The 11,667-nt window shown below is 69.2% G+C and carries 10 protein-coding genes and 1 pseudogene; 3 read left to right on the top strand and 8 right to left on the bottom strand.

Going from position 1 to position 11,667, the window contains the following annotated elements:
• Window positions 1-238: pseudogene (locus tag Ari01nite_RS49045) on the bottom strand (hypothetical protein); the annotation flags it as partial.
• 238 nt (window positions 239-476) lie between these two features.
• Here Ari01nite_RS49045 and Ari01nite_RS49040 point away from each other — a divergent pair.
• A complete protein-coding gene (locus tag Ari01nite_RS49040; RefSeq protein WP_203791601.1) occupies window positions 477-986 on the top strand; it encodes a hypothetical protein in 510 nt (169 codons plus the stop codon).
• A gap of 519 nt (window positions 987-1,505) precedes the next feature.
• Here Ari01nite_RS49040 and Ari01nite_RS49035 read toward each other — a convergent pair.
• From Ari01nite_RS49035 to Ari01nite_RS49010, 6 genes are all read right to left on the bottom strand, one after another.
• Entirely contained in the window at window positions 1,506-2,576 is a 1,071-nt protein-coding gene (locus Ari01nite_RS49035; RefSeq protein WP_275410971.1) for an IS110 family RNA-guided transposase, read from the bottom strand.
• 259 nt (window positions 2,577-2,835) lie between these two features.
• On the bottom strand, window positions 2,836-4,365 hold the full coding sequence (locus Ari01nite_RS49030) for a hypothetical protein (protein ID WP_203791598.1): 1,530 nt from the start codon (window positions 4,363-4,365) through the stop codon (window positions 2,836-2,838).
• On the bottom strand, window positions 4,358-6,340 hold the full coding sequence (locus Ari01nite_RS49025; RefSeq protein WP_203791597.1) for a dynamin family protein: 1,983 nt from the start codon (window positions 6,338-6,340) through the stop codon (window positions 4,358-4,360). The genes Ari01nite_RS49030 and Ari01nite_RS49025 overlap by 8 nt, the downstream gene beginning before the upstream one ends.
• Window positions 6,337-7,857, bottom strand: a complete 1,521-nt coding sequence (locus tag Ari01nite_RS49020) for a P-loop NTPase family protein (protein ID WP_203791596.1) — start codon at window positions 7,855-7,857, stop codon at window positions 6,337-6,339. Before Ari01nite_RS49020 ends, Ari01nite_RS49025 begins: the two co-directional genes overlap by 4 nt.
• A 1-nt stretch (window position 7,858) precedes the next feature.
• Window positions 7,859-9,211, bottom strand: coding sequence for a dynamin family protein (locus tag Ari01nite_RS49015; protein ID WP_203791595.1), 1,353 nt, complete (start codon window positions 9,209-9,211; stop codon window positions 7,859-7,861).
• A 335-nt stretch (window positions 9,212-9,546) separates the two neighbouring features.
• Window positions 9,547-10,038 (bottom strand): 2'-5' RNA ligase family protein, encoded by a 492-nt coding sequence (locus Ari01nite_RS49010; RefSeq protein WP_239163703.1) that lies wholly within the window; start codon window positions 10,036-10,038, stop codon window positions 9,547-9,549.
• Window positions 10,039-10,160: 122 nt separating this feature from the next.
• On the opposite strand from Ari01nite_RS49010, the gene Ari01nite_RS49005 reads away from it, so the two are divergent.
• Window positions 10,161-10,646 (top strand): HIT family protein, encoded by a 486-nt coding sequence (locus tag Ari01nite_RS49005; RefSeq protein WP_239163702.1) that lies wholly within the window; start codon window positions 10,161-10,163, stop codon window positions 10,644-10,646.
• Window positions 10,647-10,714: 68 nt separating this feature from the next.
• Here Ari01nite_RS49005 and Ari01nite_RS49000 read toward each other — a convergent pair whose 3' ends face one another.
• A complete protein-coding gene (locus tag Ari01nite_RS49000) occupies window positions 10,715-11,269 on the bottom strand; it encodes a DUF6518 family protein (RefSeq protein ID WP_203791593.1) in 555 nt (184 codons plus the stop codon).
• A 9-nt stretch (window positions 11,270-11,278) separates the two neighbouring features.
• Between Ari01nite_RS49000 and Ari01nite_RS48995 the strand changes: the two genes are divergently transcribed.
• Window positions 11,279-11,665 carry a hypothetical protein gene (locus tag Ari01nite_RS48995; RefSeq protein WP_203791592.1) on the top strand — a complete coding sequence of 129 codons (387 nt, stop codon included), beginning with the start codon at window positions 11,279-11,281 and terminating at the stop codon, window positions 11,663-11,665.
• The last annotated feature ends 2 nt before the right edge of the window (window positions 11,666-11,667 follow it).

Below are 11,667 nucleotides of genomic sequence, written 5' to 3'. Positions count from 1 at the left end.
CCCTTTGCGATACCGAGGAGCTTATTCAACAAAGTCGGCTTTGTGACAGCGAAGCCCTTCGACGTGGAGCCGTTGTTGTCGGACAGCACGCGTCGGGTGGTGACGCCGCGTTCGGTCTGCCAGGCGGAGGCGCGGCGTAGGACGCGGGTGGCGGTGATCGCGTTTCGTCGTTGTGGATTTCGGCGTAGGCGACGCGCGAGTGGTCGTCGACGACGGTGTGCACGAACGCGGCGCCGACCGATGGGTCGCGGCATTTCTTGTGGTAGAGACCACACTCGGCGCGCAGCCTCTCGTCCACTGCTGGCAGTGACTTCCTTCGATGAGTGTTGTGCGACAATTCCGCGGTGAGGCTTTGGAGGATCGCAGGTGTGGCCGCAGCATCGATCGCAGCGTCCGCACTCTTGGCAGGTCTCCTTACGTCACACGTTCAACGAGCCCGCGAGTGGGCGCACGGTGGGGACGATCTAACGGTCGACGTGCAGGTCAGACTCGCTAACCCGCAGACCTTCGGCGCCGTCGCGGTCCAGCTGGGTGTGCCCTTCGGGGCCTCGACCCATAACCCTGCGGTCCAGCAGTTCGTCGTGGTGCGGGTTCAATGGTCAGGTAACCCGCGCCAAAGCGACTCGCTTCAGCTGCTGGTGCTGGACGGTCGGTTGACCCCGCCACGCCCGCTGGCCGCGGACGCCGGCTGGAACTCCGCAGGTAAGACCGGATCACTTTGGTCCACCGCCTACGAGTCCCTGGCCGAGCACTACGACTGGCTGGCAGGAGTTGCGGCTGCCAACTACACCGACACGGCGGGGCGTAGTCGCCTACCGGCCGCCGCAGTACATGCAGGGACCGGCCACGCGGGTACCGTGACAGGCTGGTATTGGCAGTGGGGTGACGACCCTATCGATTTCTCTGATCCGCATGAGGTCATCGTCGCCTTAGTCGACGTCGACGATGCCGGTGAGATTCGTTGGGCCCGCCGTATTTCCGGATAGCGGAGGGCAGTAGGCAATTTGAGTGTGGGCTGTCCTCCCGAGTGGCGTTTAATATATATTCATTTAGCGTTACTGCGTCCGCACTCGGCCGCTTCTATACTTACTTACCTGCATGAGTGTCGGTCGTCCAGCGATAGTTTTATGATTCTTTGAATGGTTTTGGCCGGATGGAATCGCCTCGCGGCGGTACTGGCGAGTCCGGGCGGTGGATCGGGCGAGGGTTTCGGTGGGCCTCCCGGGGTGGGTGGTTCCGCTCGCCTGAACGTCAGGGCGGGGATGGCGGGGTGGCAGCCAGACTTACCTATGGCCGTCGGACGCGTTGGTGTCCGCGACATGATGATTGATCGGGCTGGCCCCCTGCCCGGGGTGCGGCCGCTCATTCTCATTGGGCCGTCCGCGGTCACCGCTGGATCCGGCGGTGGTGGTGCGGTCTGACAGTGAGCCGATGGAGCCGGCCGCAGTGTGCTCCGTCATCGCTGACGTCGGGCTCGCCGGTCCTCGCCGGTCCGCCGCGGATGTTCAGCGGGCGATGGTCGTGGGTGCCGCCGGCTGGGCGAGGATGATGAACGCGTCATCGCCCAGCTCCGTGAGCAGGTGCATGGCATGCCGGACGATCCGGCGGGCCTGCGACAGACAGGCCCGGTTCGCGTCGTAGCGCTCCCGCACGGCGCTGTAGTAGTCGTAGCCGGGCGCGCAGGCGCGGGCGGAGGTCTTCGCGGCTTCGAACAGCAGCCAGCGCAGCACCTCGGGGCCTTGCCGGGAGAGCCGTCCGGGGCTGCGTTTGCCGTCGGAGGAGTGCACGGTGATGTCCAGGCCGACGAACCGAACCGCCTTACGCGAGGAGGAGAACCGGTCGGCGCCGCCGAGCCACGCGCACAACGCCAGGGAGCTCAGCGGGCCGACGCCGTAGATGTCGTGCATCAGCACCCGAGCCCCGTTCACGCCGCGGGCGGTCGAGAGCAGCCGGCGACGCAGCCGCTCGAGATGCCCGGCGAGCACGTCCATGAGGGCCAGCGCGGTGTTGACCTGCAACCGCCCGAAGACAGTCAGCAGCTCGTCGACGATCGCCTTGAGCCGGGCCCGATCCCCGCGCACGACCCCGGCCTGCCCCGGCGCGGTCGCACCCTGGTGGAAACACACCGCCTGAATCCGTTGCGCCCACGCGGTGTGCTGACCACGCAGGTCCTGATACAACTCCAGCATTGCCCGCCATTCCAAAACCTGCGCCGGCGGGATGTAACACTCCGGCAGCCGCCCGGACGCCAGCAACTCCCGCAGCAGCTTCGCGTCGGCCTTGTCCGTCTTGGCCCGCCGCTTCGGCCCGCGCAGCCCCGAGGTTTCCGCCGGCTCGGCCAGATGCGCGACCACCCCGACCCTGGCCATCTCCTCGGCCACGTACCGCCAACCCGTACCACCCTCGAACGCAAACGCCACCGGCCCGTCGGCCGGGTCGAACCGGGCCAGCCAGCCGGCCAGACGCTCCCGGTCCGCCGGGACGATCCGGCCACGTTCCCACTTCCCGTTCCGCTCATCCACCCAATCGAAGGTCAACTGCTTCCTGTGGATATCCACGCCACCTACGATCGACATAGGAGCCTCCTCACGCTCCGCGACATCACGTCCGACGCAAACACCTGCGCCTGAGCTGAGGAGGCTTCCCCCACCACCCGTTCGTCAAGACCACGAACGAGGGACACCTCGAATCAACCCACCGACCTCACCCGGCCGATGCATGTCATCTCACATGCCGCGATCCGAGCGATACGCTCGGTGTCGGGCGGCCGTGGCGAGCCGCTTAGGCGTCGAAGTAGTTAGGAGCTGCATGTTCCGGTCCTTCTCCATCGTGGACTCATCGGGTGAGGTCGGCCACTGCCTGGAAGCGGTCGGCGAGTAGCTCCGACTGGTGGTCCGGCACGGACCAGAACCGCTGGATCCGGGGGATCGCGTTGATCAGCGCCTGCGATTCGGCGCCCACGTCGCTCAGGAAGCGGTAGTGCGGGCGCGTCCACTTCCACACCAGCCGTCGGCCCAGGTCGGCCGGAACGAGCTGCCGGGCGCCCGCGAACAACGCCGACAACGCTGGCCCAACGTTGCCGATCTGGTTGATCGCGAACTCGGGAACCGCCTCGGCGACCGCCACCGCCAGTCGCTCGGCCTCGGGGCCAGCGGCCGCCAACCGTTTGGACAGGCGGTCGACCTCGGCGTTGACGGCCCGCGCGGCGTCCGCGGTGACGTCCTCGTTCTCGTCGGCCAAGGCGATCTCCAGCTCGGCCCGGCGGGCGCGATAGGCCGCTCCCTCGGCCCGCAGCTCGGCCAAGCTCGACCAAAGGCTGCCGCGGCTGGCGCTGCGAAGCAGCACCACGGCCAGCAGCACCGGCAGCGCGATCCGGAACCGCGGCGGCCGGGAGCGGCTGGCGAGCCGGGCGGCGTAGGTCTGGTCAGCGAGCTCGATCGAGCGCACCCGGTCGTCGATCTCCCGGGCCAGGTCGCCGTAGAGCCGGCGGAACGGCACCCGCGCGACGCTCGGCGCGTATGCGAGACCTAGGAAGTTGGCCAGCCGCTGGTTGACCTGCGCACGGTAGTTGCACTCGGACAGCGCCATGGTCAGTTGCCGCCGTCCGGGCTCGTGCTGGTCCGCGAAAAGCGTCGCGGTGGCGAGGTTGTCAGGGCTTTGGCCGCCGACCAGTTCCGCCAGCTCGTTGATCAACTGTTGGCTGGGTGAAGTGAACGAGTGTCCCATCTCGCGCGGATCGAGCATGTCGGCGACGGTCAGCGGGCGCCCCAGCGTCCGTTCCCAGCCGAGCCGCAGCTCCTCCACCTGCCGGCCGACCCAGGTGTCCTGGCCAGCCTGGGCAGCGAACGCCTTGAGCGTCTGGTGCGTTGCGAACCATGTGTCGTACACCAGGCCCGCCGCGCCCCCGATCGATCTTCCGGCCTTCGGCCAGCACACTGGGTGTAGCACCTGGTCGCCGAGACGTGCGTTCACCGCAGCGTCGTCGACCGAGGGGTTCGTGAAGTGGTGGATCGTGTCGTACGCGACCACCGCCTCCACGAAGCGCGCCAGATCCCACAGTGTCAGCGCGTTCGGGGTGCCCGGCCGCGAGGACGTCAGGAGTGACACCGCGGCGGTGACCGTGGTGCTGTCCAGCAGCACGGCGTTGCGCCCGGCCGCCGGGCCGAGGTCGCGCCAGGCCCGAAGCTCGGCGAGCTCGGCTTCGTTCGTCGCGTAGTTGGTCGAGTAGCGGATGCCGAACTCGACGTTTGCGGCTACCTTGACGCTGTCGGCGCCGAAGTGCGCGACCGTCTCCCCATAGCCGTCGGCCCCGGCGAGGGCGGCAGCGACCAGCTCGTCCAGGGTTCTAGCTTCGATGTCATCCACGGCGGGGTGCGGGCACCGCTGGGCCCAGGCCGGCGAGCAGGTTGGCGATGCCCTCGTCGAGCGCGTCCAGCTGGGTCTCCATTGCGTCCAGTTCGGCCATGCCGCGCTCCATCTCGGCGCGGTCCCGGTTGCGGTTCTCGCGCAGGGCCGCCAGCTGGTTCTGCAGCTCCTCGATGCGTACGGCGAGGCCCTGGTCGATGGTGGCGCCGAACTTTTTCATCTCGGCAGCGACCTCGTCGCCGAGCTTCTCGGCTCGGTCGGCGGCGCCGGCGGTGATGTTCTGGGCGAACTCGTTGGCTACCGCGGTGCGCAGCTTGTCCCCGACCATCTGCATGCCGCCGAACACCTTGATCACGCCGATCGCGGCCATCGCGATGGCAGCGCCGGCCAAGCCCAGCGGCGTGAACATCAGGATGCCGACGCCTGCGGCGACCTGCGGAATCGCGCTCCTGAGCATCTGGGTGGGGCCGAGCCGCGCACCCACGAACGCGCCGCCCGGTCCGGCCAGCAGCATCCCGCCGGCGGCCGCCATGGCCCGGGCGAGCGGTGTGCCGTCCTGGTCGCGGTGCGAGCCCGCGACGCGCATGTGGTCGGGCATCAGGCCAGAGCGCACCCCCTCCAGCCGAGACTCGAAGGCGGCCAGATCCTCTTCCAGGTCCTCGCCCAAGTCGTCGGCATGCCGGTGCATCAGGACGGTGAGCCGCCCCTCGCGCCATTCCAGGTAGGCCTCGGCGATCCGTTCCTCGATCTTCTCACCGAGTTCGGCCATGAATTCCTTCGCGACTTCGTCTGCGGTGAATGGGTTGACACTCAGCTTGACGGACACGTCCGCGAGCCGCGCCCACTCGGGCACCTTGGCGGCAGTGTCGGCGAGGAACTGGCGCATGCCCCGGCGCACGTCCCGGACGAGATCATCACAGGCCTCGTCGATACGGCGGACGATGGCGGCGCGGCGTTCGACGAGTTCGGCCAGGGGCCGCCGCTGCGCGTCGACCCTTTCCTCGGCCTCCTGCAACGGCATGGCCAGCTGCCCTCGGCGTACGGGTATCTGCTTGCGCGCCTCCCGCACGGCCTCGGCCAGCTCCCGGGCCGGCGCGCCGATCTTCACCGCGGCCCGGTCGGTGGCCAGGAACCGCTGGAGGTCGCGCACGAACTCGCCGACACCGGACCGGTCGACTTCGGTGTCGTGACCAGCGGCCGCCAAGGCTCGTTTGGCGTCCACGAAGTAGTGTCGCCGTACACCCGTGGGCTGGATCTCGGCCAGCCGCCGCGTGACCGACCGGCGCAACCGGTCCCGGTCCTCCTCATCCACGAGGTTGATCTTGTTGAAGACGAAGAACGGGTCGATGCCCGGCGGGATCTGCCGGACGAACCCAACCTCGCTGCGGGACCAGGCGTTCTGGCTGTCGGCGACGAACACGATGGCGTCGACCGAGCGCAGATAGTTCACCGTGCGCTCCTCATGGGACAGGCTCTTGTTCAGCCCAGGCGAGTCGACCAGCACCACCCCGTTCCGGCAGAGGTGCACCGGCCAATAGACCTCCACCTTCTGGTACGGGCTCGGCTTCGACGGATCGTTCTCGTCCACGGCCACAAACCGTTCGAGATCGTCGACGTTCGTCTCGATCGGGCCGCCCTCGAACGGGAACAACCGCGCCCGCGGCGTGTCGCCATAGTGCACCTCGCAGATGGTGGCCGTGGTCTCGGTGGCGAACGTGGGCAGCACCTTGCGACCCAGCAGCGCGTTGATCAGCGTGCTCTTGCCCCGGTTGAACTCACCCATGACGAGCACGCTGAAGGTCTCGTCACGCACCCGGTCGGCGGCCAGCCGCAGGTTGACCAGACGCGTGGTCATCTCGAGCCGCTCGCCGAGCGGCAGGAACCGGGCGATGAGCCCGGCGGCGCGATCCCGTTGCTGCCGGGTGAGCTGGAGGCTGTCCGTGGGTTCGGCCAAGACGCCGTCGGTGATGGTCATGCGTCGGTTCCCTTGATCGTCGGGTCGAGGAGGCGCAGCTGCCGGCCGAGGTCCCGGGCCCGTTCAGCGGTGCCGGTGATGTCGGGCCCCGCCGAGCCCGCGGCGGCGACCTGTACGGCACGCCAATCCCGCCACCGGTCCTCCAGCCGGTCTCGCTCGGCGCTCTCCAGTCCAGCCAGAGCGCCGGCGACGGCGGCCTGGTAGGCGTCGAGGTGGCGGCAGACCAGCGGGCTCAGCCGCCTGATCAGTTCGGCACGGTGGCCCTCGAGAGCCCGCCGGTCCAGATGCGCGACACCGAAGTCGATGGCCGGCTCGGCCAGCACGGCCACGATCGCCTGGCCCTTAAAGGGCTTTGCCGCCCGGAGCACCTTCGGCAGTACCGGCCCCAGCGCCCTGAGCAGGTGACGTACCAGCTTGTTCCGGTGGTCGGCCGGCTCGGCGGGGGCTGGCGCCGCGGTCACCGAGGCCGCGGGCAGCTGCTTGTCCTGCGGGTCACCGGTCCAGTTGTCGATGCCCAGCTGAGTGCGCAGCTCCAGTTCCAGCCACTCGTCGCCGTCGCCGGTCGCCCGGGCGAGCGTGGCGTCGAGCCTGCCACCGACGTCGAGCAGCAGCCGGCCGAGCCGGTCGGGCAGCTCGGCGTCCCACCAGGTGACCGGGTCGGGCGCGTCGGCGAGGTCCCGGGACAGCGCACCCACGATGGCGTCCTGCTCGTCGGCGATCTGGCCGCAGATGCGGTCGCGGATGCGCCGCTGGCGGCGTCGCAGGGCGGCCTGCAAGCCCTGCCATACCTTTTCCTGGTGGCCAACCGCCGCCAGCGCGGCGGCCCGTTCGGACCGCTCGGCGCCGGCGGCGTCGGCAAGCGCGCCGAGCACCTCGAGCTCGGCCGCGAGGCGTACGGCGACCTGGTGCTGCCGTTCCTTCGTGACCGCGTCGTCCCCGATGCCCGTGATGGCCGCGCCGATCGCGCCGAGCCGGGCTTCGTCCGGTTCCCGTCCGGGACCGGGCAGCACGGTCAGCCGCGGATCCAGGCGTTCGGCCTGCTGCCGGGTGGCGCGCTGCACGCGGTCGGCCTCGTCCTCGACCTGGTCGAGGAAGGTGAGGATGAGGAGCACCTGGGTCAGCCGGCCGGGCAGCACCTCAGCGCGCAGAAAGCTCGTCTCGGTGCGGCTCATGGCCGCTTGCGCCGAGATGGTGACGACAACGATGTCGCAGTCGGCGACCCGAGCCACGGCCGCGGCCAGGTCGTCCAGCGGACCGTCGATCGGCGGGGTGTCGAGCAGTTCGTAGTCGCCCTTCGGGAGGACGCCGGTGAGCTGGGCGCAAAGGGTGGACCGGCCGGTCCGGGCACCGCCGAGTACGGCGACCCGGGTGGTGGCGTCGTTGAGGTGGCGCCGCAGTGCGCCGACGGTCTCGGTCACCTGTGCGGCCCCGAGGTCGGTGGCCAGGGCCGCGGTCGAGGTGAACAGGTCCGCCAGCGTTCCCGGCGGGGCCTGTGCCTTGGTCAGTTCGACGGTCATGTCAGATGCCTTCCGATGCGGAACGGATCGATGCGATGCGGCGGACGAGATCGGCGCCCCACCCCGCCAGTCGGTCGTCGCAGCCGTACAGGTCGGCGCGCCGGCGCTGGGCAGCCGCGTACACGGCGGTCAGATAACGGGCACAGGCGCCCGTCACGGCCCGGAGCGCGGCGCGGGTGCCGGGCGCGGCGCCGACGAACGGTCCCAGCAGCTCGGGCGGCCCGCCGGCGATCGCGTACGCCAGCCGTCCACTCTCCTTGATCAACTCGTTCGGGCTGCGCGCCGTCGTGGCCAGCGCGGCCAGGCTGTCGAGGGCCGCGCCGAGATCGGGTGCTCTGGTGTGGTCGAGCATCGTGCGTACGTCCTGCCGGGCCCGCGCCACCTCCCGGTTGACGGCGTGCAGGAGGTCGGCGAGCAGTCCCGGGTCGGGGGCCGCGGTCGGCGGCGGCCGGCGCCCGGCGAGATACCTGCGCAGGAGGTCCTCGCCGTCCGCGAAGCCCGCGGACCAGTCGACGTCGCCGCCGCGCGGCCGCCAACCCGGCAGCACTGCGGGCGCCACCGTGAAGATCAGCGGGCAGGACGGCAGTCCCAGGTCCGTGACGAGCGAGCGGTGCACCGACCGAACGAACCGTTTCCGTTCGTCGGCGTCCAGCTGGTCCACCTTGGTCACCGCGAACAGGAACCGGTCGCGACAGTCGCCGAGCGGTCCGGTGAGCAGATCGGTCAACGTCCGCGAGAACGCCGCATTGGCCGGCACCACCACCAGCACCAGGTCGGCGCGCGCGCGGGCGCCCGCGGCCGCGCCCGCGGTCCGGTCGTCGTCGCGGCCGGCGATTCCCGGGGTGTCGACGATGACGATGCCCGGCCCGAGCCCGCGGGACGGATGGGTCACCCGGAGCGCGTGCACCCGCCGAGCCGGAACCGCGTCGGCGGTGAGCGCGGTGAGCACGGCGCGGGCGTCCAGGCCGGACAGTTCGGGCAGCTCAGTGCGCCAGAGCGCCCGGTCCCGATCTACGTCGAGCCAGCGCCCCTCCGGTTCGAGACACAGCCCCACCGAAAACCGGCGTCCGGACACGATGTCGGTGGACACGACCGTGCTCTCTCGGGCCGACGCGGGCAGCACGGCGTCCCGCAGGAACGCGTTGATCAGGCTGCTCTTGCCGCTGGAGAACTCACCCAGCACGGCGAGACGCAGCTCCGCCGCCGCGACCTGATCCCACGCCACACCGAGCTGGTCCAGCAGGTCATCGCGGCGCGCCGGATCGATCAACGGCGCCAGGTCGTCGGTGAGCAGGCGGTGGACGAGGTCGAGATGCAGGTCGGCGCGCTCGGCGAGCCGGTCAGCGAGCGGCACAGTTCGCCTCATCCCAGGAGTCGTCATGCACGGTCGTGTTGCCCATCGACCGATACGGCCCGTCGCTCATCCAGGTATGAAGATCACCCAGAGTTCATGTGTCAAGGAGGCGACAGCTCCGGCTACCTGATCAGCGGCGGCCACACTTGTCGAACGACGGTCAACACGCTTGCCGATCGGAGTTACCTGGTTGAAGTCGGCCTGGGGCGCACCACCCCCAGTCGCATCGAACGCCAAACGCTTCGACTGAACGTCTTAACCATCCGGATTTGCCGCAGATCGTGTACGGCCGCTGATGGCCCGCGCGTCGGGTGGGCCGGCGGGCCGGCATGCTCTCACGCGATCGCGCCGAAGGATATGTCGACGTCTCGGACGCGTCTTTCGTCGCCATCCCTGCTGTACAGGGTCAGCCTCCGTGCCGTACCGGTGATCGGCAGGGCCAGCGCACTGGCCTCCTTGACGCCGGTTAACAGCGTCGTCTTGTCGGCACTGCGGCCGATCGTCATGTGAGGAACGAAAGTCGTGGGCTGTCGCACGTCGGGCAGGGCCAGGGCGTAGATCGACTCGTGGAGTCGCTGTACGGCCTCCCGGCCGTGGCCGACGAGGAGAAATAGGTATTCGTCCTCCCAAACGGTCGGTGCCGACAAGTCGAACTTGAACGGCGGGCACGCGGCGAGAGCCGGGCTTAGCCGGTCTACCAGCGCGTGGACGGGGCCGGGCCAATCGAATGGATAGGCAATCGTGATGTGGGCAGGCACCCGAGCGGCGAGTGGATCCCATTTGGCGCGGAGCCGTTCGACCTCTGCATGATCCCTCTCGGGGAAGATGGCAAAGACACGCCTAGCTACGGTTGAGATCCTGCCACCTTACGTGCCGCACTACTTTGCCGCGATCCGGGCATTGAATGCGTCTGCCGAGCAGGCGCGACAGGTTCGTGTTTGATGGTGCGGTGACTGAACCAGAAACGTGGAAGTCGGACCGCATCGGGTCCGCGCGGGCCGGGACCAACCCCACTGTGCTGGCCAAGCTGCCCCAGTCCTTCGCCGTCATCGGAGACACGCAGTTCCTTCCGGGATACTGCGTGCTGTTGGTGGATGACCCGAGCATCGATCGGCTCACCGATCTGCCCAAGAGGCAGCGACTGGAGTTCCTCAACAGCATGGACACGCTGGGTCAAGCGGTAGAGGCGGCCTGCCGCGCCATCGAGCCCGGGTTCCGCCGGATGAACTACGAGATCCTCGGCAACACGGACCCCTGTCTGCACGCCCACCTGTTCCCTCGCTATGAGTGGGAGAGCCCAGCGCACATCGGCCGGCCGGTCTGGCTCTACGACCCGGAGGAGTTCTACGGACCCGAGACAGCTCTCGCTCCCCGCCACGACGAACTCCGTCTGCGCATCGTCACCGAGCTCGCCGACCTGGGTGCTGCAACCTAAGAACATCCTCATTTGGCCGCCGTGCGCACCGCCTTACCAGGCATTCGTCACATCGTGTAGCAGCGGACTCAGCGGCCCAGTGGACCTCGGCCCGGGCCGGCCGGGGACGCCACAGCGTCACGACCGAGAAACCCGCGTGCGACGAACCCGGCGGCAGCTACGGCTACGATCCAGGTGCTCCACCGCACCGGCTCCGCCATCAGGCTCGCCGCCGGTGGCGGCAGAACAGCCATCTGCAAGGCCCCGCCCGCGGGGACGACAAGCGCGGCCACCACCCCGGCCGGGCCGGGCAGGCGGATCGCAGCGCCGGCGACACCGAGCGGCGGACCGAGCAACACGCTGGCGATCAACCAGAACCGAGTCTCCACGCCCCACCAGGCGCTGCCGTTGAACAGCAGTTCCGCGCCGTAGTAGGCAGTGGTGGCGAAACCCAGCGCGAGGCCACCCGCCAGAGCACCGTGCAGCATCCCTGCCGCCGGTCGCGCGTGCCGGCTCACCCACCAGCCTGCCAGCACGGCCGTCGCCGCCCAGGCCCATCCGGCATCCAGGATCAGACCGGCGAACTCCGCGGCCTGCGACCAGCCGCCACGCTCAGCACTCGCGGTACCGATCTCGCCCAGCATCACCGGCACATGATTGACAACCGAGTCGGCAACGCCCAACAGCATCCCGACAACGGGGCCGACCATCCACCACTGACCACTGCACGGCATCACGCGATCATGGTGCCGGACCCGCCCGGACGGCGTCATCCCGCACGGCGGCCACCGAGCCAGACCACGTGCATGGTTCTGCTGGCGGCGTGCCCTGCAGCCCGTGCGATCATCATCGGTGACGGCTTGCCGGAAGGAACGTCGATGCGTGACCGCTACCCGCACCCCAGTCAGCAGCCCCTGCTGCCGCTGACGATGGTGGTGTGCGTCGTGATCGGCGTTCTGTTCCTGCGCGTCGGCGGCCAGTACGCGAAATTCGGGGCTGGATTCGCGTTCGCCTGGTTCCTGGTGTCATTCGCGCTTTAAAG

The organism is Paractinoplanes rishiriensis, assembly GCF_016862375.1.
In the GTDB taxonomy this organism is placed as follows: Bacteria; Actinomycetota; Actinomycetes; order Mycobacteriales; family Micromonosporaceae; genus Actinoplanes; species Actinoplanes rishiriensis.
Note: the sequence above shows the minus strand (reverse complement) of the source record. Positions and strands in the feature narration are given on the sequence as shown.

Coding starts and splice junctions, on each gene's coding strand:
- Ari01nite_RS48995 (WP_203791592.1), top strand. CDS start 11,279: ATGATTGACAACCGAGTCGGCAACGCCCAACAGCATCCCGACAACGGG.
- Ari01nite_RS49020 (WP_203791596.1), bottom strand. CDS start 7,857: ATGACCGTCGAACTGACCAAGGCACAGGCCCCGCCGGGAACGCTGGCG.
- Ari01nite_RS49035 (WP_275410971.1), bottom strand. CDS start 2,576: ATGTCGATCGTAGGTGGCGTGGATATCCACAGGAAGCAGTTGACCTTC.
- Ari01nite_RS49025 (WP_203791597.1), bottom strand. CDS start 6,340: ATGACCATCACCGACGGCGTCTTGGCCGAACCCACGGACAGCCTCCAG.
- Ari01nite_RS49000 (WP_203791593.1), bottom strand. CDS start 11,269: ATGCTGGGCGAGATCGGTACCGCGAGTGCTGAGCGTGGCGGCTGGTCG.